Here is a 25,133-nt window from a genome sequence, read left to right as displayed (position 1 = left end):
TTTTATCCCTCTACCACTAGGCCCATTGAATAAGCTGTACCAGCAATTGAACGCTTCATCGCATCAACGTCAGCTCCTGTCATATCTTGTACTTTTGTTTCAGCAATTTCCTGAATCTGAGCATCAGTGACAGTACCTACTTTCTCCGTGTTAGGACGACCTGAACCAGACCTGATACCAGCAGCTTTCATTAACAAAACTGCTGCAGGTGGCGTTTTAGTTTGAAATGTAAAAGAACGGTCCTTGTATACAGTGATAACAACAGGAATAGGCAGACCTTTTTCCAACGATTCTGTACGTGCATTGAATGCTTTACAAAACTCCATAATATTGACACCATGTTGACCAAGAGCTGGACCAACTGGTGGACTTGGGTTTGCAATACCAGCTGCTACCTGCAACTTAATATACGCTTCTACTTTTTTAGCCATTACTAAATACCTAAATTTAGGTTCAAACGTCTATTATCTACGAATAGACTCCCGATTTAACAAGATGACACGAGATCGAATGTAAATTCCATGACATTCACAACACTACAACGAGTAAAAAATAATCAGCTTTTTTCTACCTGATGAAACTCAAGCTCTACTGGGGTAGCACGACCGAAGATGGATATAGATACCTTAACCCGATTCTTCTCATAATCAACCGCTTCAATAACACCATTAAAGTCCACGAATGGACCTTCTGTGACGCGCACAACTTCACCTGCTTCATAAACAATTTTATGTACTGGTGATTCGCCAGCTTTCTCTAATCGATTTAAAATGGAATCTGCTTCTTTATCAGAAATCGGTGCTGGACGATCTGGTGTACCACCAAGAAAACCCATTACACGCGGTACACTTCGTACTAAGTGCCATGACTCATCATTCATAGTCATCTGAACCAGAACATACCCGGGGAAGAACTTACGTTCGCTTTTGCGGCGCTGTCCAGCACGCATCTCTACAACCTCTTCGGTAGGTACAAGTACGTCACCAAAAAAGTCTTCCATTTCATGAATTTTAATATATTCTCGCAGTGATCTCGATACTCGGCTTTCAAAGCCAGAAAAAGCTTGAACAACATACCAACGTTTCTTTGGAACTTCGCTCATGAATTTATCCTCACACACCAGTAAATAGGCGGACCAAACGGATCATGATACCGTCAATGCCCCACAGGATGAGCGCCATAACGACAGTGACCGCTAAAACGATAAGAGTAGTCTGCACAGTTTCTTGGCGCGTTGGCCACACCACCTTCCGCACTTCCATACGTGATTCTCGTGCAAAAGTGATTGCAGCTCTTCCTTTTGTTGTTATGGCAACAACACAACCGGCACCAGCAACGAGCAAAATCACAATAGCAGTTCGAAGCACTATGGACATATAATCATACAAGCTATTTCCCACGACAGCAGTCGCTAGTAAGGCAAAAACTACAACCCATTTCAGAGTATCCATTGACCCCGTTGAGGTTTCAGCATTTGCTCTCATACATTCTACCTATAACTTATCTTTTTCATAGACGACAACCTCGCATCAACAAGGGAAATAGAATTGACAAATAAAATCGTCTATTTTTTATCCCAAAAACGTTCACTTTTGCACCAAATAGACAAAAATATTAATTCAATAATTTGGCGCAGCAAAAACACATTAAATGATGCCCTTTTTGCTAGTATGTAGTCAAATTTTATTCAATGATTATAGCGACAACATGAGCACCAACAATATAGCCACCTTCACGGATAACACAATAGAAACCTTCACCCATCGCGATTGACGTGATAAAAATAACATTAATAGAGTTTTGTTTCCTAATTCAGGTTCCGATAGCAAATCTCAACATAGTTAGCGATTAAACAATCACTTTTATTTTAGGAATGCCTAGCTCAGTCAGCTCATTTAACGCTTTTATAATACCATACATTTCGCTAATCTGAGCATTGTGAGCTCTTAAGCTCAATGTTCCTCCGAGTAGTGTTTCGACTCTAAATATTGCCTCCTCTAATAGGAAACATGTATAGTAACCATCCCTCATTTGATAATGCTGATTGAAACCGTATCACTGCTGATAACTAACCTCTAAATTACACGGATAACTTCTTTCCCAAAAATTGCTCATTTTCTTGGTGGCAAGAATGGAACCGCTCGTTTAATACGAACGGTATTATAAGCACCGTCGGCTAATATTTTATTGGTTTTTCAGCGGGGCTGTTTGAGTAAACTAGGTAGCACTTCACTATCAATCACATTTAATACACTTAACTCTGCAACAATAATTTCATGCGTATTTATATTTATCACTAAATATAGTTTGCTCCAGACTCCCCATTTCCCATCAATACCATGCTTTTTTACTTTCCCTTTTTCTTCACCGTAGACTTTGAGTCTTGTAAAATTAATGGCTAAGTACTGGATGCTTTCTTAATCCTTCGTCTTGAACATGACGTTAATCGTTTTGGCTTGCTTGCTAATGCATAAATAGTGAGGGTATGACAACGGCAGTTGAACAAGTTTAAAAAACAGAATTAACCTTTGCAGACCGTTCAATGGCATTGACGATACGCATTTAACCATCAGGGCCATCGTAATGGCTCAGTCTCTAAATAAACGAAACCTCCCATGATTACCCTACTGCGTTTGATTCCATATTTAAATCGCTTCTTAATCAATTAAAATATTAGTCAGCCACAATTGATTAAAACTTGATTATACTGCATCCAGTTAGTTATTTTGTAGCGAAGATTATTTATAAACCTGAATATCTAAATAAGCCTAGCAGTTTAAAGTGTTGATTGAAAATTTAGTTTCCTTGTTTAAAAAATAAAGTCGGTTACCATAAATATTACCTAGCAGAGACAGCAATGGTTCGAGTCAAACAAACTACTGAGAGGAACATTGAGCCTAAAGAATCACACAACTCAGATTAGTGAAACCGATACCATGATAAAAGTGTTACATGAACTGACAAGACTAGGTATACTTAACACGAACGTGATTATCTAACAGTGAATCATCTGAGATGTGCTATCTGAACTCGAATTAAGATATAAAGCACGCTCAAGACTACAAATAAAGGAAGCATCCAGCACTTAACCATTGATTCGACAGGACTTAAAGTCTACGGTAAAGGAAAGCGGAAAGTCTGGCGCAAGTTACATGTAATAGTAGATATAAATACGCATGAAATCATTGCTGCTAAGTTAAATGCATCCAACGTGACTGATGGTGAAATGCTACCTAACTTACTTGAATAGAACTGCTTATAAATCAATGAGATATCAGCTGATAATGCTTATGACGCCAAACAATGTTACGCAACCATTCGCATTAAACGAGCGGTTCCACTCATCCTACCTAGAAAAAGAACAGCTTTTTAAAATGCGGCCATCCGCGAAATTCAGCGGTCAGTTACCAGCAGTTATACGGTTTCAGTCAACATTGTAAAACGAGGGATAGTTACCGTACATGTTCCCTATCAGGGACGACAACACTTAGAATCAAAAAACTACTTGGAGAAACATTGAGCTTAAGAGCTCACAATGCTCAGATTAACAAAATTTACGACATGACAAAAGCCTTGAATAAGCTGACCGGCTAAGTATACCTAAAATGAAAGTGATTGTTTAATCGTTAATCATGTTGAAATTTTCTCTCTGCACTCAAATTGAGGAACCAAGCCAAGTGATCTAAAGATAGTAGCTACATCTCGCATCTGCAGACCACTGAAGTATCAAGCACAGAATTCAGTCTTTTTGACACTGATAATTGTAATTCATTTCATTATACTAGTAGTATGACACTTCATCCGAGAAAAATATGAAATTTACTGACTTACGTAAGTTTATAGGTTATTTGGAATCAGTCGGTGAGTTAAAACGTATTACACACCCGGTAAGCCCCGATCAAGAAATGACGGAGATTGCCGATCGAACACTACGTGTTGGTGGTCCTGCTCTATTGTTCGAAAACCCAACGGGATACAGCATGCCTATTCTCGTCAATTTATTCGGTACACCTAAACGGGTAGCAATTGGTATGGGTCGTAACGAAGTGAATGAGCTTCGTGAAGTCGGTAAATTGTTGGCTTACTTCAAAGAACCGGAACCACCAAAAGGTTTCAAGGACGCAATTAATCAGTTGCTCCTGTTCAGGCAAGTACTCAATATGCCAACAAAAAGACTACGCAGAGCTCCTTGCCAAGATATTGTTTGGATAGGGAAAGATGTTGACCTCAATAAAATTCCCGTGATGAATTGCTGGCCTAATGATGTTGCCCCATTGCTGACTTGGGGATTAACTGTAACCAAAGGGCCAGGTAAAAAACGCCAAAATTTGGGTATTTATCGTCAACAAAAAATCAGTAAAAACAAAGTCATTATGCGTTGGTTAGCACATCGTGGTGGCGCATTAGACTTGCGAGATTGGATGGCAGCTCACCCGAGCAAATTTTTCCCAGTATCTGTGGCGTTTGGTGCGGACCCCGCCACCATACTAGGTGCCGTGACACCTATACCAGATACAATGTCAGAGTATGCGTTTGCAGGTCTGTTACGTGGCAGTAGAACCGAAGTAGTGAAGAGCCTCAGCAATGAGCTTGAAGTCCCTGCTAGTGCAGAAATTGTGATGGAAGGGTCTATTGATCCCACGGAATATGCTGACGAAGGCCCTTATGGCGACCACACTGGCTACTACAATGAAGTCGGGAGTTATCATGTATTGACTATTACGCACATTACCATGCGCAAAGATCCAATATATCACAGCACATACACAGGTCGCCCACCGGATGAACCAGCCATATTGGGTGTTGCACTAAACGAAGTGTTTGTACCAATAGTGCAAAAACAGTTTCCTGAAATAACAGATTTCTATCTACCACCTGAAGGGTGCTCATATCGTGTAGCTGTGGTAGGCATAAAGAAACAATATCCTGGTCATGCCAAGCGTATAATGATGGGTGTTTGGTCGTGTCTTCGCCAATTCATATATACAAAGTATGTAATTGTAGTAGATGGAGGCGTCAATATACGTGATTGGAAAAACGTGATAAATGCAATCACAACATGTATGGAGCCTAAGCGCGATACCGTAATGATTGAAAACACACCGATAGACTCACTCGATTTTGCGTCACCCGTGGTGGGACTTGGCTCTAAGATGGGGCTAGATGCGACTATCAAATGGAAAGAGGAACTCACTAATTCACCAAAAAAATCGGAGTGTGAGCCGGATTCAGAACGTGTAGATGCTTGCCTTCTTGAACTAAAAATACGTTTTCCTGAGATAGAAGATATTCACTTACCAACTGAGGCAGTGGGGAATCTCATGATGCTTGTGACCATTAATAAAGCAGCCGTTGGTGATGGACCGCGTATTATACAGGGAATTTGGTCTGTATTTGAAAAGGTTGCTCACATAAAATTTATTATGGTTTTTGATTATGAAGACGTGAAAATTCGTAATTGGAATGATGTGATGTGGGCCATTACCACTCGAATGGATCCATTTCGTGATACCCTGATGTGTAATGATGTGTCCACTGATACGTCATCTTTTATCAATCTTCGGTCTAAAATGGGATTAGATGTCACCAATAAATGGAAGGGAGAAACTATGCGTGAGTGGGCAACACCTATTTTAAAAGATCCTAAAATAGTATTAAAAATCGATAAAATGTGGAATAAATTAGGGCTCTAGGACATGTTTATGGTAAACTTATTGTTAGAAGGCATTCAGTTTAAGGTACATACACACAAAATATCATTACAAGATAAGCTCGACGCCAATATATCATTTTCTAACCGTTATCAGATTGATATTTTTGCAAATTATTTATGTTGTTTACCGGAAAGTAAAATTCGTGATTATTTTTGACACCATGCTAACTGAACAAGAAACACAATAAAACTGGATATTTGCCTGTCAAGTCATACCATGCAGTGATTTAACGGTTAGTTTGGAGGAAAGAGATGACTATTAAATGTGCAGTCAAATCAGTATCATTACTGACTGATAGCATTTATCGAATTTTGTTACAGCCGGCGGCACCGGTGAGTTATAAAGCTGGACAATATCTGTTGGTGGTACTGGGTACAAAAAACAAACATCCATTCTCTATTGTAAGCAGTCCATGTCGTCAGAATGGTCATGAACTTGAATTGCACATTTGCGTCGCAAAAAAGAATGCTTGCGCGCTTGACGTAGTCAATGCGTCGAAAGCAACCTTAGAAAAAGGCGATGATTCTTTCTTGATAGAAGCGCCTCATGGTGATGCATGGTTGCGTGAGGAACGCCAGCGTCCATTGATTCTGGTTGCTGGTGGCACGGGATTTTCGTACGTACGTAGCATGATTGACTATTGTTTGAGCCAAAATTTCACACAGCTAATTTTTTTATACTGGGGTGGGCGCGATATAAATCATCTGTACTCAAATAATGAGATGAAAATGCTGGCGTTGAAACACAGCCAACTAAACTATATTCCTGTGTTGGAAAACGCACCCAAAAACTGGAGTAGTAAAATAGGCAATGTCCTTGAAGCTGTGATGGAAGATTTTGTGTCACTGTCAAAGTATGATGTTTATATAGCTGGTCGTCTTGAAATGGTAATTATGGCGCGTGAAAAATTTTGTAATGAACGTGGTGTAAGATGCGAGCACTTATTTGCTGATGCATTTGCCTACTTGTAATACTTTTCGTCATAAAATGTAGATGCAGTTTTCAGTAATTTTCAAAAGACATTATCAAATGGTAATGCTTGTACACTCGATTGCTTTTAAGACGTAAATACTATTTATGAAAAATTAGTATTATGCATGCGCAATGCGATGCTTTTTTTTACCCATGTTTCATTGAGCCAAAGCGACAGTAAAATAAGGGAACCACCAATGGATAAGGTAATCAAATCGGTGTCCTGGTTCCAAATGACCAAATTAATCACAATACCTGTTGGCACCAAGACATTGTTCATCACGGCTAAAGCCCCAGCATTAACTAAAGTTACACCCTTATTCCACAAAAAGTAACCCATACCAGAAGCAACAGTGCCAAGATACACTAAAATAAGCCATTGATTTGTTTTCGTTGGAAATTTTTCTTGGTTACCCAGCAATAAAAAAGCTGGTACTACAACACAAAGTGCACCAAGGTAAAAAAAACCAAAAATTGTATGCTGTGGTACGTTAATATAAGCTCTTTCAACGATCACTTTGTAGCTGACCTGACCAATGGCAAAAAAGAGATTTGCACATTGAACAATTAAAAAACCAAGCAAAAAGTGAGGATTGACGGATGTGAACTTTATAACCATAGCCCCTAATACAGCTAATAATGCTGTCATCAAGTACCATGGAGAGAAACGACGATGAATGATGTCATAAGTCAGTGTAATATAAATAGGTGTAAATACGGTGAAAATTAGCACTTCAGGTACAGAAAGGTAGAGAAACGATTGATAATAAAAGCAGTACATTAACCCAAGCTGAAGAGCTCCAATCACCATTAGTTTAAGCATTAAAGATTTGGGAATGCCTTTTAAGCGTAAAAATGGCAGAAAGACCAATGTAGCAAGTACAATACGGCTCATTACAGAAAAATATTCGTCTACTTGACCCGTGAGGTAAACACCAATTAAACTGAACGAAAATGCCCAGAGAAGGGTAATAAAAGCGAGATATCCCATGATGCCATCATGCCCGTGAAAGTTGCTATTATTGTACTTTAAAATGCGGTAATGTATCGACAATGTACTTCTGAACTCTAGTTAAGAAACCAAGCTCCAAGCAATTGCTTCTTTCCTTGATGGAATGAATAAAACTGTTCGTTTAATACGAATGGTTTCGAGATATTGTCTAATATCGTAAGTTCCATCGCCTGATATTTAATTGAGCAAGTTAGGTATCACTTCACCATTAGTTATATAAATATACACTTAACTCAGCAGCATGATTTCATGCATATTTATATCTATCGCTAAATATAATTTATTCAAACTCGCTGTTTTTCATCAGTACCATGCTTTTTTATTTTTCATTCACCTTCACCGTAAACATTGACTCCGTAGAATCAATAGCTAAGCGCTGGATGCTTTCTTTATTCTTCGTTTTGAACGTGATGCTAATCATTTTGCTTGTTTACTAATGGATGAATAGTCCAAGTATAACAATGACAGTGGAGCAAATTTGAGAACCGGATTAATGAATTTTTGTAGACTTCTCAATGGCATTGAAAATACGCATTTAATCATGAAGGTCGTCGTAATCGCTAAGTCACTCAATAAATGATATCTTTCATAATTACTCCTCTTAATTTTACTATATAGCTTAATGGTTTCTTCATCAATCCACAATGTAAGTGAATCCCAATTAATTAAAGCTTAATTATGCTGCTTCCTGTTAGTCGTTTAATAGCGAATCTTGTTTATAAATTTGAATATTTAAGTTATCCTAGCTATTTAAAATGTTTATTGAAAATCTAGTTTCCTGATTTAAGCAATAAAATTAATTACCATAAACGTTCTCTAGCAGAGACAATAATAGTTCGAATCAAAAAACTCCCGGGAGGGGACATTGAACCTAATCAGTTACAGTGCTTAGATTCAAAAAATTTACAACATAATAAGAACATTAAATAAGTTAACAAAACTAGGTATGCCTAAACAGTAAACGAGCATCTCATAGTAAATTATGCTGGGATCTACTATTTGAACTCACATTAGGAAACAAAGTTTTCTTAAAATATTATTGATTAATGCGAAGTAACGTACGGAATCTCCGCTTATTTTAGACGTTACAGTCTTCTAGACATAACATTTTGGTGGCATACTAACCACACAACCAGCAATTAATGTGGGGTATAAGTAAAATGGCTTCAAGTCACTTGCCATAAAAAATGGTGCTGATACCCAGACTTGAACTGGGGACTTCACCCTTACCAAGGGTGCGCTCTACCACCTGAGCCATATCAGCAAATTGGAGCGGACAGCGGGAATCGAACCCGCATCATCAGCTTGGAAGACTGAGGTAATAGCCATTATACGATACCCGCTTTCAGTTTTTCGTAGAGCTATTTGAATAATTGTGGTGGTGGGAGAAGGATTTGAACCTTCGAAGGCTGAGCCGTCAGATTTACAGTCTGATCCCTTTGGCCACTCGGGAATCCCACCTCATTATCTTCTTTATATCGTATTGGTGCCGGCTGCCGGAATTGAACTGGCGACCTACTGATTACAAGTCAGTTGCTCTACCTACTGAGCTAAACCGGCAAATAAGTGCTGTGTATTTTATGCAATGATTTTTGACCTTGCAACCGCTATTTTGAATTTTTTATCAATTCAGCTTCTGTCAGGTGTGTTTCTTTAGCCTTTAGCGTGTCTATTAGCCATGCAGTAACTCGTTAAATAACCTGAACCATGCATAAAATAAGCTTTATTTGGTCACATATACAATGCACTGATTCTAATTTAAAGATCATACTCATGCTTAATAAATATACCAATGACTGTGTTATACATTTCTGTTAATTTTGAATACCTCATTGTTTTTTTATTGTGTCGTTTCAAGCAAGTGCAGAAAGGTTTTGTTTCCTAAACAGGAAACTTAATGATCAATCTACCTTCTAAACAACTAGGTGCGCTTAAATATTCAGGTTTATGAACAAATTTAATTACCAAACAACTAACCAGAAGCAGCATAATCAAACTATTAATCAATAGGGGTTCACTAAAATTTTAAATTGATGAACAAGCCATTCAGCTATGAAATCAAGCTAAGCAGGATAACTATAGAAGACCTTATTTCTTTAGCAACTGAGCCATCCAGACGGTTGTTATGATTAAATACATATTTACTATGCCATGGAAGAGTCTGTAAGAATTCATTAATTCTATTTTCAAACTTACTCCACAACCGTTGTCATGTCCTCACACTCATGCATTAGTGAGCAAGTCAAAACGTTAACGTAGCGTTCAAGACGAAGAATAAAGGAACCGTCAAGCACTTAGCCCTTGATTCTGCGGAACTCAAAGTCTGCGGTGAAATAGAATGAAAAGTAAAAAATATAGCACTGATGGAAAACCATGAGTCTGGCGCAAATTACATTGAGCGATAGATTTCAATACGCGTTAAGGCTGAATTAAGTACGTCTAATGCAACTGACAATGAAGTGCTACCTAAGTTGTTCAAACAGATCTGTTGAAAAATCAATGAAATACCAGTCGATAGTGCTTACAACACCAGACGATGTTACGAAACCATTCGTATTAAACGTGCGGTTCCACTCATTCCACCAAGAAAAAGAGCCACTTTTGGGGAACGAAGTCATCGCGCAATTTAGCGGTTAGTTATCATAATTTATACGGTTCAAATCAATATTAAAAAACGAAGTATGGTTACCATAAACGTTCCCTATCAGAGACGGCAAAGTGTGAGTCAAAAAACTATTCGGAGGAACATTGAGCTTAAGAGAACATCATGCTCAAATTCACGAGATTTACGTCATGATAAAAGCGTTAAATAAGCTAACCAAGTTATGTATACCTAACACAAAAACGATTATTAATAGCTCATCATGTTGAAACTTGCTATCTGAACTCGTATTATGAAATAAAGCTAGTAAATTAGGTAGCACTTCATCGGCAGTCATATTTGAGGCATTTCATTCATCAGTAATGATTTTATGCGTATTCATATCTACCACTAAAGGTAACTTGCACCAGACTCACCGGTTACCATCAGTGCCATATTTTTATTTCCCCTCACTATAAATTTTCAATTCTATAAAATCAATGATTAAGTGCTGGATGGTTCCTTCAATCTTTGTATTGAGCACGACGTTAACCATTTTGGATCTCTTACTAATTCATGAATAGTTAGGGCATAACAACGGCAGTTTAACAAGTTAAAAACCAGATTAATTAATCCTTGCAGACCTCCCAATAACATTGAAAATACGCGCTTAACCATGAGAGCCGTCGCCATAGTTAAGTCGCTCAATAAATAAGGTCTTCCATGATTACCCTGCTTAGTTTAATTCCATGGCTGAATGGCTTCTTCATCAGTCCAGAATGTTAATGGGCCATTATTAATTAATGCTTAATTATACTGCTTTCAGTTAGTTGTTTGATAGCTAAGCTTGTCCAGAGCCTTCATTATTTAAAAAAGCCTAGGTGTTTAGAGCGCGAATGGATCATTCAATTCCATGATTTAGGAAACAAAACCTGAAATAGCAGTAAAAATCTATCCAATAGAATTGCAGTCTTGATACCACAATTGATTAAATGTTATTATTGCCAATATTATTTTGCTAATAAAGTGGTGAAAAAGTTTGGGTTTTATTTGATATCTACAAAAGCGAAGTACTGTTTCTAGACAGAGAAAAAGTCTAGCAACTGTTGCTGGCATTGATAAAAATAGTGTATAAATTAATCATACTTAAGGCCTTCTACAATCAATAGTTTTTTCAAACTATAAGATCACAGCTTTATTGCTTAATCCATTTTTCATAGGCTTTATTATGCGCAATTCAGGTTAAATAAGCAACAAACTTTCACAATCAATGCTGATAATGTATTGTCGTTTTCTTGAGTTCAAATAGATTCATTTGTAGCATGAGTGACATATTAACGCCCTATCTGTCTTTTAACCGAAAGCAGTGGTCAGAACTCCGTGATGCAGTGCCAATGACACTGAATGAAAATGATCTTGAAAAACTGCACGGCATAAACGAACATTTGACTATGGATGAAGTGCAGGATATTTACCTACCCCTTTCGCGCCTTCTAAATTTATACGTGCAAGCACGTAAAGGCCGAACTCAGATTCTTGAACACTTTCTTGACCAAAATGGCACCAATATTCCTTATATCATTGGCATTGCGGGAAGTGTAGCTGTAGGTAAAAGTACAACAGCACGTTTACTTAAAGCACTTCTTGAACGCTGGTCTGAACATCCAAAAGTCGCGCGAGTAACCACTGATGGTTTTCTCCACAACAATACTGTTCTTATAGAAAAAAATTTAATGAAAAAGAAGGGATTTCCTCAATCTTACGACATAAAAAAACTTGTACGATTTGTCTCAGATATAAAATCTGGAAAAGCCAAAGTTGAAGCCCCAATTTATTCTCACTTCATTTATAACGTGACTGAAAGTACGAAGATCATTGAACAGCCAGACATTTTGATTGTAGAAGGACTCAACGTGCTGCAATCTGGTATGGATTATCCTCATGAACCACACCGAGTTTTTATTTCAGATTTTTTGGACTTTTCCATTTATGTTGATGCAGAACCTGAATTATTAAAAACTTGGTATATTGAACGCTTTATGGCATTTCGAGAAGGAGCATTCAAAAATCCATCATCGTATTTTCATCATTATACAAAACTTACTCCTGATGAATCTTTGCACAAAGCAACTAAAATTTGGGAAGAAATTAATGGCAAAAACTTGGTGGAAAACATTCTGCCAACACGTGAACGAGCAGGGTTAATTCTTCAAAAAAGTAACAAGCATGCAGTTCAAACCATCATGGTTAGAAAATAGGACTCCATCTACATTATTTGCGAATTGGCTCTAAAACTAATTTTTCCACTAAGATAAGGTATAATACCAGTTTCAGTTTCTAGCAACAGAGCACCTTGTTCATTAATTCCGCGAACAATACCCTGTGTCTCAAATTTTTCCAAAAGCAACTTAACAGAACGATTTTGAAAATTATCGTACTTGTTCCATTGCTCAACAAACCCTATCATACCGTTAATTTCATACTTTTTCAGCGCATCAATAACACCATTAATCAGTGCCGCAGCCAAAATATTTTTCCCAGGTAAAGTATTAGATGTATCCTTAAGATTAACCCAATTTTGATCAACGTCACATTTGTCAGACATAGCGATATTTAACCCGACACCTATCACCAAGTGTATTGCATCTCCTGCTTGCCCTGTCATTTCAATCAAAATACCAGCTAGCTTTTTATCTTGCCAATACAAATCGTTTGGCCATTTGACCTTCACACCTTCAGTTCCTAATTTAGCCAGTACTTCAACCATTGCAACGCCCACTACTAAGCTTAATCCCATCGCTGCTGTTATACTTGCATCTAATTTCCAGTATATAGAAAAGCATAGATTAGCACAAAATGGCGAAAACCAAACACCTCCTCTCCTTCCACGCCCAGCGTGTTGATACTCTGCGAGACAACTCATACCAGATGTAAGTTGCCCAATACGATCTAACAAGTATTGATTGGTAGAATCAATAACTGGAACTAGCGTAAACTCTGGAACATGTAGTTTCTTACGTAGAACTGCTTCACTTAATAAGTCGAGAGGTGCAAGTAAATAATATCCTTTACTTTGAGCTTGGAGCACCTCCAATCCCCACTGCTGTAACTTTTTAATATGTTGACTAATTGTAGCTCGGTTAATACCAAGAGTTTGACTAAGATTTTTTTCTGAATGACAGTTACCATCAGCAAGTATGCGAATGAGTTTGAAGTAAGATGCATTATTTAACGCTGACATACTGCCTCCAATGACGTTTCGCGTGCAGCCCCTATAAAGCGCACTTCGTGCTCTAACTTAACCCAAAATCGTTGATAAACGGTGTCCACGACATGTTTAGCTAATTTAATAATGTCTTTTGACGTAGCCTCTCCTGTGTTAATAAGTACTAAGGCTTGTTTAGAGTGCACTGCCGCACCACCAACACAGAAACCTTTTAATTCCGATTGCTCAATCAGCCATCCAGCAGCCAACTTTACCTTTCCACCACCTGTATTATAATAAGGTATTGTAGGGTAAGTTTCTTTGATTTTTCTAACTAATGCTACGGATACGATAGGATTTTTAAAAAAACTACCTGCGTTACCAATAGTATGTGGATCTGGAAGATTATTACGACGAATTTCACACACTTTATCAAATACGGCGCGAATCGTTACTTTACCACCCTCAGCTAGCTTTGCCAGTGCGCCATATCCAATCATAGGCAACCATACTTTAGAAAGTTTCAAACCAACAGCAACCACTATAGTTTTATATTTAAGCTTTCGTTTAAATACTGAATCACGATAACCAAATTCACATTTTGCTGCAGATAATCGTACAGTTTTTCCAGAAGCAATAAACAACACGTCAACGTACTCACAACGCTCTTTAAGCTCCACACCATAAGCACCAATATTTTGAATGGGGGCTGAACCGACTAATCCAGGGATAAGCGCGAGATTTTCTAAACCTCCCATGCCATGTCCAATCGTCCACGATACTAACTCATGCCAATTTTCACCAGCTGCAACATGTAGATGCCAATGCTGTTCAGTCTCCAAAATCGAAATGCCTTTCAATCTATTCAAGACAATTACACCCTGAAAATTTTCGCAAAATAGTAAATTACTACCTTCACCGAGAATTAATTTCGGCGTTGACAAATACGATGGATTTTGCCAAAGAGTAAGAAAATCTTCGGGCCACTGGACTTCGATAATTTCTCTAGCAAGAACATCTAGCCCAAAAGTATGAAAAGATTTGAGTGACTTATCAGATTTAGTTTTCATTCGACTATCTGTTTCGTTTTCCTAAAGTCGTAGCAGTGCATACTGGCTTTGTTTCCTAGTTTGAGTTTAAATAGCACATTTTAACATGCTTAACTATTAAGTAATCGCTTTCGTTTTAGACAGACCTAGCTCGGTCAGCTTATGTAAGGCTTTTATCGTGCCGCAAGTTTCGCTAATTGAAAACTTGTGAGTTTTGAAGCTCAATCTCCTTCCCAGTAGTTTTTGATTCGAAAAATTGTCGCCTTTGATAGAAAAATTTATGGTAGCCATCCCTTATTTTATAATGCTCATTTGAACAGCATAACTGCTGATAACTAACCATTAAATTACACGGCTAAAGTCATTTTTAACAAGTTGCTCTTTTTCTGCGTTGGGCGAGTGGCACCATTCATTGCATACGAACGGTTTCATAACATTGTCTGATGTCGCAAATTCCATTGCCTGATATTTCATTAATTCTTTAATGGGTCTGTTTTAACAAGTTAGATAGCACTTCACCGTCAGTCATATTTGATGCGCTTAACTCAACAGCAATGATTTTATGCTCATTTATATCTACCACTAAAGATGACTTACACTAGACTCGCTGTTTTTCATCAGTATCATATTTTTTACTTTTTCCCCTGCACCATAGACTTTTAGCCCCATAAAATCAATGGCTAAGTGCAAAATGCTTTTTTTATTCTTCATCTTGAACATGATGCAACCGTTTTATCTCGCTTGCTAATACATGAATAGTGAGCCAAATTTGATTATATTGTTTCCAGTTAGTTATTTTGTAACGCATCTTTTTCATAGACCAGACTCTTTAAGTAACCCTAACTGTGTAGCATGTTTCTTAAAAATGTAGTTTCATGATTTCGGAGATAAAGCCCGTTGTCATAAACGTTTTCTATCAGAGATGACAATAGTTCGAGTCAAACAACTACCGAGAAGGACATTGAGTTTAGAAAATCACAGTACTCAGATTAACGAAACTTACGTCATGATAAAAGTGTTACACAAGCTGACAGGGCTAAGGATGCCTAAAACAAAAAATTGTTTAATCGTTAATCATATTGAGATTTATTACCTGCGCTCGAATTAGTCAATAAAGCCATATCATTGAAAAATTTGTAAGTGTTCATTCAGCCGATTTTCAAATTTATTCAACTGTCATTGTTATGCTTTCACTATTCATGCATTAGTAAGCGAACTAAAATAGTTAACGTTGCATTTAAGACCAAAACTCAAGAAATAACCAGAACTTAACTATTTATTCTACGAGGCTCAAGTCTATGGTGCGGGTAAAAGAAAAGTCAAAAAGCACGGCACTGATGAAAAACGACGAGTCTAACGTAAATCACATTTAGTGGTAGATATAAATGCGCATAAAATCATTGCTGTTGAGTTAAACGCATCAAATATGACTGGCAGTGAAGTGCTACCTCACTTATTAAAACAGACCCGTCAAAAAATCAATGAAATATCAGGTAATGAAGTTTGCGACACCAAACAATGTTATGAAATCATTCGTATGCAATGAACGATGCCACTCACCCAACACAGAAAAAAGCAACTTATTGAAAATGATGTTAACAGTATAACTTAATGGTCAGTTACCTGCAATAATGCGGCTCAAATCAGCATTGTAAAACAAGGGATAGTTACCATAAACGTTCCCTATCAGAGACAGCAATGGTTCGAGTCAAAAAATTACTTGTAGGGACCTTGAACCGAAGGTAGCATAATACTCAAATTAGCAAAACCTACGTTATAATAAAAGCATGAAATACGCTGGCAAGATTAGATATGCCTAACACGGGAGCAATTATTTAATAATGAACCATGTTGAAATTCGCTATTTAACCTCGCATTCAAAAATAAAGTTCTATTGAACTCAGGCAGGAACTGGTCACACCATACGGATAACATGGCCAGCGCTATATTTCATTAGTGAAGTAAAGAGTGGTCTAAAAGTGCTAACAGTGTCAGAATTAAATAAAGTATAATCATGATGTATCATATCATGCTTACACTCATTATCTTATGACCCTATAACGTCAAGTATATTCATTGTTTCTGGCCCTCACATCGTTATAACGTGAACGAATTAAAACAATGTAATTTTCGTACCACGGAGTACCAATGAAATCAATTTTTAAAATGTCACTGTTAGCCACAATTTTCTCTTTGGCTATGGGATGTCAACAAGAAGAAACTGAAAAAGTAAAAACAGCAAGCGTCGGAGCCTCTGTTATTGAAGAGGGCGTTATTTTTACGACAGAAAATGATAAAATGGCTTATGCAATTGGTACCTCTTTAGCACAGTATTTAAAAGTGCATTTAGAAAAACAAGAAGATATTGGGCTAATACTGAACTCTGATCAGGTACTGGAAGGTGTTCAAGATGCATTTAGGGGACATTCAAAGCTGAGTAGTGAAGAAACACAAGCAATTCTCCAATCATTGGAACAGCGTATTGCACAAATGGTTCAGACTCAATCCGAAGAGGGCTCTACAGGAGTGGTCAAAGCAGGTCACGATTTTCGTTCTGCATTTGCAAAAGTACAAGGTGTTATTACCACAAGTTCTGGCTTGATGTATCAAGTTGAATCATTGGGTGAAGGTGAAAGACCTACGGCTGAAGATACCGTTATTGTTCACTATAAAGGTACGTTAACTGATGGCACGCAATTCGACAGCTCTTACGATCGTAATCAAGCAGCAACGTTTCCTCTGAATCAAGTGATTCCTGGTTGGGTTGAAGGTATTCAGCTGATGCCAGTTGGCTCTAAATTTAAATTCATTATCCCACCTGAATTAGCTTACGGCAAAAATGATACACCAGCAATTCCTGCAAATTCAACGTTAATTTTTAACGTAGAATTACTGGAAATCAAAAGTAAACCTGTAAAAAAATAAATTATTTCTACAATTATTTTTGGTAAAAGGATGTGTTCTCTAGTTTAAGTTTGGTTTGTTTTAGGTATGTCTAGTTTTGTCAGTTTATTTAATGCTTTTATCATTGCGTAGGTTTCGCTAATCTGAATATTGTGCTCCCTTAGGCTTAATGCCCTGCCAGTACTTTTTTAATTCGAAACCTTACCGTCTCTGGTAGGGAACACTTATGGTAACCATACCTCATTTTACAATACTGATTGGAACCGTATAACCTCTGGTAATTGACTGTTAAATTACGTAGATGGTCTCATTTTCAAAAAATTGCTCCTTTTCTTTGTTAGATGAATGAAACCACTCATTTAATACAAACGATTTCGTAATATTATCAAGTGTCGTGAGCATCATCAGCTATCAAATAACCACAGATATTTTCACAACAATATTTAGTATTAGTAATAATAATTACTCGTTCAAACCACTCTTCTTCTATAAGTGTTCGGAGTAAGCACATTTTGTCATTATTCGACGGATAGAACAGCTCTTCTTTCATGCGGTAGCTTGTTTTTTGGTCAGGTTCCGCTTCAACGTGTTCTAGGTTGGTCATATATGCAAACACTAACTTTTACACCAAGTATGATAACGTAACAGAGAACAGCATGTTTAAACGAACTACTGGAGCTCACATGCATCGAAACAAAAAACAGATGTCTTTAATGAAACCAAGATTGAACATACGATCAGCTTCATCTAATACAACAACTTAAATTGCACTTAGGTCAATCACGCGCTGCTTATAGAAATCAATGATTCAACCAAAGGTGCCAATCAAGATATCAACGCCATTTTTTAACACTAGTTTTTACTTACTATATGCCTCACCACCATAGGTTAAACCTGCCTTTAGCGTGGTTGAAGCTAGCAATGAATACTGTATCATTATAAATCTGAATCGCAAGTGCACGCGTTGGTGCCATAATTATAGCTCGTGAGCAATTTATCATACGATTAGCAGGCACCTCAGTCGTTAGCAAGCAATGAAAAGTAGCAGTTATAAAGGCCATTATTTTTTCTACGCCTGTTGAGATCTCTTCTACAATGTTTCGGCCGATGAGTAAGATCGATAATGCCAAAGCTTGGACTGGGATACAATTATGAAACTCTTTTTCTTCCAACCCTTTGATAATATCATAGTGAAGGCCGAAATCGATAAATTTATGCTCTGTAAGGCACGTCATTTTCATTTGCATAGAATATAAGCTTAGGCTTGCAATACGATAGTGAATACATTCAAATAGTATAATGATTTACTGGTTGGTCTATCACCAGTGACAACAAATAATCATTGGAGTGAAAGATGAACGACAAGATTTTACAACTGACTGATGACAACTTCGAAACAAACGTTATTAATGCTACTGGCCCTTTATTAGTAGATTTTTGGGCAGAGTGGTGTGGTCCTTGTAAAATGATCGCACCGATTCTTGATGAAATTTCAGAAGAATACAAAGAAAAAATCACTATTGGTAAACTGAATATTGATCAAAATGCAGGCATTCCGCCTAAATTTGGCATTCGTGGCATTCCAACTTTACTATTATTTAAAGAGGGCAGTGTTGCAGCAACAAAGGTTGGCGCTTTGTCTAAAACTCAATTAAAAGAGTTCTTAGACGCTAACCTGTAATGTGATATAGTAGTCGTGAACCATAATGTTCACGGCTTAATTCTTCCATCTGTTAGACAGTTTATCATTCAGGTGTTAGTTTGTTGCACGTATATTGTTCATTTGTTCCTTTCTCGATCATACCCTTGATCACTTATACTCTAATTTAATCAGACCTCAACTTTGACTGACAAGACACCTACCACTATGAATCTTACCGAATTGAAGAATCAGGCCGTATCTGAGCTAGTCGCTCTAGGCGAAAGCATGAGCCTTGAGAACCTCGCCCGCCTCCGTAAACAAGACATCATCTTCGCTATCTTGAAACAACATGCGAAAGGTGGCGAAGATATTTTTGGAGACGGAGTGCTGGAAATTCTTCAGGATGGCTTCGGCTTCCTACGCAGCGCCGATAGTTCTTATCTTGCGGGACCTGACGATATTTACGTATCACCAAGCCAAATCCGCCGTTTTAATTTACGAACTGGAGACACTATTTCAGGCAAAATTCGTCCGCCAAAAGACGGTGAACGTTACTTCGCACTGCTGAAAGTAAATGAAGTTAACCACGATAGGCCTGATAATGCGCGAAACAAGATCCTTTTCGAAAACTTGACGCCACTGCACGCTAACGAACGTATGGTGATGGAACGTGGTAACGGATCAACTGAAGACATTACCGCACGTGTGCTTGATTTAGCCTCGCCAATTGGTAAAGGCCAACGTGGTCTTATTGTAGCTCCGCCAAAAGCAGGTAAAACAATACTGCTACAAAACATTGCTCAGAACATTGCACACAACTACCCTGAATGTGAGCTAATGGTACTTCTTATTGACGAACGTCCTGAAGAAGTGACTGAAATGCAACGTTTGGTCAAAGGTGAAGTCATTGCTTCTACTTTTGATGAGCCAGCAAGTCGTCATGTACAAGTTGCTGAAATGGTTATTGAAAAAGCAAAGCGACTTGTAGAACATAAAAAAAACGTAGTTATTCTGCTGGACTCAATTACCCGTCTAGCACGTGCATACAACACTGTTGTACCAAGCTCAGGTAAGGTACTCACCGGTGGTGTAGATGCGAACGCTTTACATCGGCCTAAACGTTTCTTCGGTGCAGCACGTAATGTAGAAGAAGGTGGAAGCCTAACTATCATTGCAACAGCTCTAGTAGATACTGGTTCTAAGATGGATGAAGTAATTTACGAAGAATTTAAAGGTACAGGTAATATGGAACTGCATCTTTCTCGTAAGATTGCGGAAAAGCGCGTATTCCCTGCAATTGACTTCACACGGTCCGGAACACGGCGGGAAGAACTTTTGACGAAATCTGATGAGTTACAAAGAATGTGGATTTTACGTAAAATTGTTCATCCTATGGGAGAAGCAGAAGCGATGGAATTTCTTCTTGATAAGCTTGCGATGAGTAAAACCAACGAAGAATTTTTTGACGCAATGCGTCGTTAAAAGTTTTAATAAAATTTTTCTCTCAAAAATTTTACACCGTAAACGGTGTACTTTTTTTGTTGTGAGACATATTTTTTAATAACCTTGTCAACCTAAACTGCAAATAAGACATAAACTTAATACTAAAATTACAATTTAATCGTTTGAAAAATTTTGCTTCCTAAATCAAGGAACTAAATTATTAATCTACGCTCTAAACAGCTAGTTCACATAAATATTCAGGTCTATAAAAACAGTCAACTTAAAGCAGTATAATCAAGCTTTAATCAATCGTGACTCACTAACCATTCTGAATTGATGCAAAAACTATTAAGATATGGAATCAACATAATTATAAAAAAATTTATTTATTTACTCCTTTGGCTATTACGACAGTTTCCCTGAAATTTTTTCCCTAATGCGAATTCAGATAGCTAATCTCAATATAATTTACAATTAAACAATCGATTTTGTGTTAGGCATGCCTAGTCTTATCAACTTAATTAATGCTTTTACCATGCCATAAATTTTGTTAATCAGAGCATGATTATTCCTTAAACTTAATATCCTTCCAATAGTTTTTTGACTCGAAACTTTGCCGTCTATGATAGGGAACGTTTATGGTAAGCATATCATTCTTTCCAACGCTCATTTAAACCGTATAATTTTTAATACTGCCCACTAAATTTACGCAGATAATCTTGTTTTCAAAAAATTATTTTTTCTTGGTGGGATAAATCGAACCGCTCACTTAATACGAATACTTTCATAACGTTTTTTGGTGTCGTAAGCAAAATTAGCTGATATTTCAGTTATTTTTTTAACTGGTATGCTTCAGCAAGTTAAGCAGCACTTTACCATCAGTCACATTTACTGGACTTAACTCGGTAGCAGTGATTTCATACATATTTATATTTACCGTTAAATGTAACTTACGTCAGACTCACCATGTCCCATTAGTACTATGCTCTTGTACCTTCCATTTATCTTCATGCTAAACTTTGAACCCAGTAGAATCAATAGTTAAGTGCTGGATGCTTCCTTTATTCTCCATCTTGAACGTGACGTTAACCATTTTGGTTCGCTTGCGAATACATAAACAGTGAGGGAGAGCGTGACAATGGCAATTGAGCAAGTATAAAAATAAATTTAATTAATCCTTACAGACCTTTCAATCACATTAAAAATACGCATTTAACCATAAGGGCTACCGTAATAGCTAAGTCACTAAATAAGTGTCACTCATGAATGCGTATCCTACTTAGTTTAATTACATTGCTGAATAATTTTTCATCAATCCAGAATGTTAGTGAGTCGCGATTAGTTAATAGCTTGACTATACTGTTTTCAGTCAATTATTGTGTAATGAAGCTTTTCATAAACCTGAATATTTACGTGAACCAGCTATTTAGCTATTTAGCTATTTAGCTATTTAGAGCGTAGATTAATAATTTAGTTCTCTGATTTCGAAAATCAAAGCCTAAAGGAGCACAATGCTCAGATTAGCAAAACCTGCGCCATGATAAAACGTTAAATAAGTCAACATAGCTCTAGATATGCCTAACACAAAAGTGATTGTCTAATCGTAAATCATATTGAGATTTGCTCTCTAAGCTCAAATTCAGAAACGAAATTTTATGGTATAAGTGCAGTCTAATGAATATAGAACCACATGCTATTAGCAATTAGTTAGCTACTAATACCATGACGACGTAAAAATGCATCCTTTGACAGCTTACGACCACGAAAACGCTCGAATAATTCCATTTGTTCTTCACTACCACCACGTTCTAAAATATGTTCTAGAAATGCCGTGCCAGTTTTTGAGTCGAAGACCCCTTCGTCTTGAAAGAGGCTAAACGCATCACAAGCAAGCACTTCGGCCCATAGGTAACTGTAATAACCTGCGTGATAAGAACCCGCAAAGATGTGACTAAATGTATGCGGAAAGCGCACCCACTCTGGAGACTCCATTACAGCGACTCTTCGTTGAATATTTGCGAATGTTTCCAACACTCTAGCTCCTTTTTTTGGATCAAAGTATCTATGCAATGTAAAATCAAATAATGCGTTCTCTAGTTGATAAAGTAGAGTGAATGAAGACTGAAAATTTTTAGCCGCCAACACTTTATCTAGCATATCGTTGGGTAACGATTTATGCGTTTCAACATGATCTGAAATCAACACCAACACATTCTTTTCCCAACACCAGTTTTCAAGGAGCTGACTTGGGAATTCCATAGCATCCACAGGCACACCGTGAAGGCCTGATACCGACGGTTCATCTACTAGCGTCAATATGTGATGAATAACATGACCAAATTCATGAAACAAAGTAACCACGTCATCATGGTCAAACAATGCTTGTTTATCTCCGATCGGCTTGTTAAAATTACAAATAAGATGTGCTACTGGTATTTGTACTTCACCTGACTGCTTTACACGGCGGGCAATACATTCGTGCATCCACGCACCACTATGTTTATTTTCACGAGCATACAGGTCAAGGTAAAAACTGCCCCGCAATAAACCTCTTGCGTCGAAAACATTGTAGAAAGACACGGAGTCATCCCAAACATCGATGCCACCACAATGTTTTACGTTCATCCTGAACACACGCTTGAAGACGTTAAAAAGGGCTGAAATAACTTTCTTTTCAGGAAAATAAGGATGCCGTTCTTTCTCTGAAATGTTGTTTTGAGAGTTTTCTAATTTTTTGGAGTAATAAGTCACATCCCAAGGTTCAAGTACTTCAACACCGAAATTATCCTTCGTAAATTGGGCTAATTTTTGAAAGTCTTTCTCACCTTGCGGTTTCACCTGCTCAACAAGTTCATTAAGAAACACTAGTACTTCATTCGTAGAGCTTGCCATTTTGGTTTTCAGCGATAATACACTGTAATTATTGAAACCAAGTAAATGAGCAGTTTCATAAGATAGCTGCAAAAATTCGTTCATAATATTCGTATTATCCCATTTGCCAGCATTAGGACCACGATCAGAAGCACGTGTATTATACGATTTATATAACTCTGCGCGCAGGGCGCGATTATCACAATACATGATGACAGGCTGGTAGGACGGTTCATCCAATGTTAGCAGAAAGCCTTCAAATCCTTTTGCTTTAGCCTTTGCTTTAGCTGCAGCCAGTGCATATTCAGGCATGCCAACAAGATCACTTTCTTCTATAATGAATTTGCTCCATCCCATAGTGGCATCTAATACGTTGTTCGTAAAGTGAGACGAAAGTTCCATTAGGCGTTTACGAATCTCACCAAAACGATTCTGTTTTTTTTGGCTAAGAGAGATACCATTAAGCTCAAAATCAAGCAACTCATTAGTGATAGTTTTTTGCTGCGCTATACTCAAAGAAGCAAAATCTTTTCGCTCTTTGATGGCTTTATACGCATCATAAAGTTTCTTATGTTGGCCTCTCCAAGTGGAGTAATCAGATAGTACTGGCATACACGCTTCATAAGCTTCACGCAGCGCTTTACTATTTACTACAGCATGAAGGTGTTCAATATGAAAGGTTACACGATTTAATCGATCCTCACTTTCTGCAAGTGGCACACAAACCGATGCCCAGCTTAGACTTGTGTTGTTTTCCAATACCGATTCAACAGCAGCACGGCAATCGGCCACTACCTGTTCAACTGCAGGTTGCATATGCTCTGGTTTAATTTTAGAAAATGGTGGTAAATCCGTAAATAATAATAGAGGGTTGGTCATGGCTAGTCACTTTCTCTTTCAAAAAATTTTTTATGAAAATCAATAGGTAGATTTGCAATGCACATGTAATTAATATATAGTATTTAATATTTTAACTAAATTATATCTTATTCTCAGTGATTATCATAGTCTTCATGTTGATATCATTAAGCACATCATTCAAAGCCTAATCATTAAATGGTTTAAACGAAAATACAAATTTTTTGTTCGTCATGATACACACAGCAGTGCGGAATACTATGATCTATCGGATGAGCCCGCTAAAAAAACCGGTGAGTACATGCATGACATTAACTAAATCTAATGATACGATCATACGCTAGAAACGTTGGGGGGGTAAAAATACTATCCGCAATCTGAATAAAATTAATGCACTCCGCTACTATTTTGCTTCTCCGAAAATAGCCAGATCACTGTTACGTAATGAAGATTACGTCATATTTACCGAATTACACCCAACAAAATTTAAATCATTATTTTAAAAATTTTTCGCCGATTATCAGCTAAAATGTGTAAAGAAGACGGCTACATGCGATTAAAAGCCAGCCTTTCTCCGAAAGAACACCGTGGGGTAGTACTAATTAACCCACCATATGAGCTCAAACACGAATACCAAGACATAGTTGATACAATAAAAAACTGTATTAAACGTTGAGCTATAGGCACTTATGTAATCTAGCATCCAATAGTGCATTGTAAAACTTTAGTGTCCGCACAATACTCAATGTTGAATTAGGTGTTGCGCCTGACTCAGAAGAACGTGGCCTAATAGCATTAGGCATGATTGTTATCAATCCGCCATGGATGCTCGAGACACAGAAAAAAGAAGTTCTATCTTAGCTGCAAAGTAAAATCGCACTC

The 25,133-nt window shown here is 37.5% G+C and carries 20 protein-coding genes, 4 tRNA genes and 9 pseudogenes; 14 read left to right on the top strand and 19 right to left on the bottom strand.

The features are described from left to right. Nucleotides 1-2: 2 nt before the first annotated feature. From rplK to BTN50_RS04860, 4 genes and pseudogenes are all read right to left on the bottom strand, one after another. A complete protein-coding gene (gene rplK / locus BTN50_RS04875; RefSeq protein WP_096619230.1) occupies nucleotides 3-431 on the bottom strand; it encodes a 50S ribosomal protein L11 in 429 nt (142 codons plus the stop codon). A 125-nt stretch (nucleotides 432-556) separates the two neighbouring features. Further along, nucleotides 557-1,102, bottom strand: coding sequence for a transcription termination/antitermination protein NusG (gene nusG, locus BTN50_RS04870; protein WP_096619229.1), 546 nt, complete (start codon nucleotides 1,100-1,102; stop codon nucleotides 557-559). A gap of 10 nt (nucleotides 1,103-1,112) precedes the next feature. Next, nucleotides 1,113-1,484 (bottom strand): preprotein translocase subunit SecE, encoded by a 372-nt coding sequence (gene secE, locus BTN50_RS04865; RefSeq protein ID WP_096619228.1) that lies wholly within the window; start codon nucleotides 1,482-1,484, stop codon nucleotides 1,113-1,115. Nucleotides 1,485-1,848: 364 nt separating this feature from the next. After that, nucleotides 1,849-2,713 (bottom strand): annotated as a pseudogene (locus BTN50_RS04860) (IS5 family transposase). Nucleotides 2,714-3,055: 342 nt separating this feature from the next. Between BTN50_RS04860 and BTN50_RS12245 the strand changes: the two are divergent. The 4 genes and pseudogenes from BTN50_RS12245 to fre all read left to right on the top strand — a co-directional run. Continuing rightward, nucleotides 3,056-3,594 (top strand): annotated as a pseudogene (locus tag BTN50_RS12245) (transposase); the annotation flags it as partial. 218 nt (nucleotides 3,595-3,812) lie between these two features. Continuing rightward, nucleotides 3,813-5,693, top strand: a complete 1,881-nt coding sequence (gene ubiD / locus BTN50_RS04850) for a 4-hydroxy-3-polyprenylbenzoate decarboxylase (RefSeq protein ID WP_096619227.1) — start codon at nucleotides 3,813-3,815, stop codon at nucleotides 5,691-5,693. A gap of 9 nt (nucleotides 5,694-5,702) precedes the next feature. Then, complete coding sequence (locus BTN50_RS11115; RefSeq protein WP_223825589.1) at nucleotides 5,703-5,870, top strand: hypothetical protein; 168 nt, start codon at nucleotides 5,703-5,705, stop codon at nucleotides 5,868-5,870. Between the two features lie 95 nt (nucleotides 5,871-5,965). After that, nucleotides 5,966-6,685, top strand: coding sequence for an NAD(P)H-flavin reductase (gene fre / locus BTN50_RS04840; RefSeq protein ID WP_096619226.1), 720 nt, complete (start codon nucleotides 5,966-5,968; stop codon nucleotides 6,683-6,685). A 104-nt stretch (nucleotides 6,686-6,789) separates the two neighbouring features. Here fre and BTN50_RS04835 read toward each other — a convergent pair whose 3' ends face one another. The 6 genes from BTN50_RS04835 to BTN50_RS04810 form a co-directional block, all read right to left on the bottom strand. After that, on the bottom strand, nucleotides 6,790-7,677 hold the full coding sequence (locus BTN50_RS04835; RefSeq protein WP_096619225.1) for a DMT family transporter: 888 nt from the start codon (nucleotides 7,675-7,677) through the stop codon (nucleotides 6,790-6,792). A 438-nt stretch (nucleotides 7,678-8,115) separates the two neighbouring features. Next, nucleotides 8,116-8,343: a transposase gene (locus tag BTN50_RS04830; protein ID WP_161492955.1), complete on the bottom strand. Its 228-nt coding sequence runs from the start codon at nucleotides 8,341-8,343 to the stop codon at nucleotides 8,116-8,118. A 543-nt stretch (nucleotides 8,344-8,886) separates the two neighbouring features. Further along, nucleotides 8,887-8,962, bottom strand: a tRNA-Thr gene (locus BTN50_RS04825). 4 nt (nucleotides 8,963-8,966) lie between these two features. Then, a tRNA-Gly gene (locus BTN50_RS04820) sits at nucleotides 8,967-9,041 on the bottom strand. 33 nt (nucleotides 9,042-9,074) lie between these two features. Next, a tRNA-Tyr gene (locus tag BTN50_RS04815) sits at nucleotides 9,075-9,159 on the bottom strand. Between the two features lie 23 nt (nucleotides 9,160-9,182). Next, nucleotides 9,183-9,258 (bottom strand) — tRNA-Thr (locus BTN50_RS04810). Nucleotides 9,259-9,645: 387 nt separating this feature from the next. Here BTN50_RS04810 and BTN50_RS04805 point away from each other — a divergent pair. Beyond that, nucleotides 9,646-10,569 (top strand): annotated as a pseudogene (locus tag BTN50_RS04805) (IS5 family transposase). An 83-nt stretch (nucleotides 10,570-10,652) separates the two neighbouring features. Here the strand turns inward: BTN50_RS04805 and BTN50_RS11110 are convergent. Continuing rightward, nucleotides 10,653-11,080 (bottom strand): annotated as a pseudogene (locus BTN50_RS11110) (transposase); the annotation flags it as partial. Nucleotides 11,081-11,601: 521 nt separating this feature from the next. On the opposite strand from BTN50_RS11110, the gene coaA reads away from it, so the two are divergent. Continuing rightward, complete coding sequence (gene coaA, locus BTN50_RS04795; RefSeq protein ID WP_096619222.1) at nucleotides 11,602-12,537, top strand: type I pantothenate kinase; 936 nt, start codon at nucleotides 11,602-11,604, stop codon at nucleotides 12,535-12,537. Between the two features lie 8 nt (nucleotides 12,538-12,545). Here the strand turns inward: coaA and birA are convergent, their stop codons facing one another. From birA to BTN50_RS10105, 4 genes are all read right to left on the bottom strand, one after another. Further along, on the bottom strand, nucleotides 12,546-13,520 hold the full coding sequence (gene birA / locus BTN50_RS04790) for a bifunctional biotin--[acetyl-CoA-carboxylase] ligase/biotin operon repressor BirA (RefSeq protein WP_096619221.1): 975 nt from the start codon (nucleotides 13,518-13,520) through the stop codon (nucleotides 12,546-12,548). Further along, a complete protein-coding gene (gene murB / locus BTN50_RS04785) occupies nucleotides 13,508-14,554 on the bottom strand; it encodes a UDP-N-acetylmuramate dehydrogenase (protein ID WP_096619220.1) in 1,047 nt (348 codons plus the stop codon). Before murB ends, birA begins: the two co-directional genes overlap by 13 nt. A gap of 321 nt (nucleotides 14,555-14,875) precedes the next feature. Next, nucleotides 14,876-15,007, bottom strand: coding sequence for a hypothetical protein (locus BTN50_RS11785; RefSeq protein WP_256386962.1), 132 nt, complete (start codon nucleotides 15,005-15,007; stop codon nucleotides 14,876-14,878). 108 nt (nucleotides 15,008-15,115) lie between these two features. Further along, entirely contained in the window at nucleotides 15,116-15,253 is a 138-nt protein-coding gene (locus tag BTN50_RS10105) for a hypothetical protein (protein ID WP_161492954.1), read from the bottom strand. Between the two features lie 181 nt (nucleotides 15,254-15,434). Between BTN50_RS10105 and BTN50_RS09745 the strand changes: the two are divergent. The 3 genes and pseudogenes from BTN50_RS09745 to fkpA form a co-directional block, all read left to right on the top strand. Further along, nucleotides 15,435-15,641 (top strand): annotated as a pseudogene (locus BTN50_RS09745) (hypothetical protein); the annotation flags it as partial. Nucleotides 15,642-15,676: 35 nt separating this feature from the next. Next, a pseudogene (locus BTN50_RS12640) lies at nucleotides 15,677-16,031 on the top strand (transposase); the annotation flags it as partial. A gap of 650 nt (nucleotides 16,032-16,681) precedes the next feature. Then, nucleotides 16,682-17,458 carry an FKBP-type peptidyl-prolyl cis-trans isomerase gene (gene fkpA / locus BTN50_RS04780; RefSeq protein ID WP_096619219.1) on the top strand — a complete coding sequence of 259 codons (777 nt, stop codon included), beginning with the start codon at nucleotides 16,682-16,684 and terminating at the stop codon, nucleotides 17,456-17,458. A 44-nt stretch (nucleotides 17,459-17,502) separates the two neighbouring features. On the opposite strand, the pseudogene BTN50_RS11105 reads toward fkpA, so the two are convergent. Together BTN50_RS11105 and BTN50_RS04775 are read right to left on the bottom strand one after the other, a co-directional pair. After that, a pseudogene (locus BTN50_RS11105) lies at nucleotides 17,503-17,741 on the bottom strand (IS5/IS1182 family transposase); the annotation flags it as partial. Nucleotides 17,742-17,837: 96 nt separating this feature from the next. After that, nucleotides 17,838-18,678: pseudogene (locus tag BTN50_RS04775) on the bottom strand (DEAD/DEAH box helicase); the annotation flags it as partial. 113 nt (nucleotides 18,679-18,791) lie between these two features. On the opposite strand from BTN50_RS04775, the gene trxA reads away from it, so the two are divergent. Next, nucleotides 18,792-19,118, top strand: coding sequence for a thioredoxin TrxA (trxA, locus tag BTN50_RS04770; RefSeq protein WP_096619218.1), 327 nt, complete (start codon nucleotides 18,792-18,794; stop codon nucleotides 19,116-19,118). A gap of 186 nt (nucleotides 19,119-19,304) precedes the next feature. Continuing rightward, nucleotides 19,305-20,561, top strand: a complete 1,257-nt coding sequence (rho, locus tag BTN50_RS04765; RefSeq protein WP_096619217.1) for a transcription termination factor Rho — start codon at nucleotides 19,305-19,307, stop codon at nucleotides 20,559-20,561. 435 nt (nucleotides 20,562-20,996) lie between these two features. Here the strand turns inward: rho and BTN50_RS10415 are convergent. Both BTN50_RS10415 and prlC read right to left on the bottom strand, forming a co-directional pair. After that, nucleotides 20,997-21,895, bottom strand: a pseudogene (locus tag BTN50_RS10415) (IS5 family transposase). Nucleotides 21,896-22,229: 334 nt separating this feature from the next. Beyond that, entirely contained in the window at nucleotides 22,230-24,272 is a 2,043-nt protein-coding gene (gene prlC / locus BTN50_RS04755) for an oligopeptidase A (protein WP_096619216.1), read from the bottom strand. A 347-nt stretch (nucleotides 24,273-24,619) separates the two neighbouring features. Here prlC and rlmJ (BTN50_RS11840) point away from each other — a divergent pair, with 347 nt between their 5' ends. The 3 genes from rlmJ (BTN50_RS11840) to rlmJ (BTN50_RS11690) all read left to right on the top strand — a co-directional run bounded on the left by rlmJ (BTN50_RS11840) (nucleotide 24,620) and on the right by rlmJ (BTN50_RS11690) (nucleotide 25,112). After that, nucleotides 24,620-24,754, top strand: a complete 135-nt coding sequence (rlmJ, locus tag BTN50_RS11840) for a 23S rRNA (adenine(2030)-N(6))-methyltransferase RlmJ (RefSeq protein WP_317845778.1) — start codon at nucleotides 24,620-24,622, stop codon at nucleotides 24,752-24,754. Nucleotides 24,755-24,780: 26 nt separating this feature from the next. Beyond that, nucleotides 24,781-24,927: a 23S rRNA (adenine(2030)-N(6))-methyltransferase RlmJ gene (gene rlmJ, locus BTN50_RS11695; RefSeq protein WP_335582443.1), complete on the top strand. Its 147-nt coding sequence runs from the start codon at nucleotides 24,781-24,783 to the stop codon at nucleotides 24,925-24,927. Between the two features lie 62 nt (nucleotides 24,928-24,989). Further along, nucleotides 24,990-25,112, top strand: coding sequence for a 23S rRNA (adenine(2030)-N(6))-methyltransferase RlmJ (rlmJ, locus tag BTN50_RS11690; RefSeq protein ID WP_250645023.1), 123 nt, complete (start codon nucleotides 24,990-24,992; stop codon nucleotides 25,110-25,112). Nucleotides 25,113-25,133: the final 21 nt, after the last annotated feature.

This window comes from Candidatus Enterovibrio altilux (assembly GCF_002381345.1).
Classification (GTDB): Bacteria; Pseudomonadota; Gammaproteobacteria; order Enterobacterales; family Vibrionaceae; genus Enterovibrio; species Enterovibrio altilux.
This window is presented reverse-complemented; position numbering and strand designations above follow the sequence as displayed.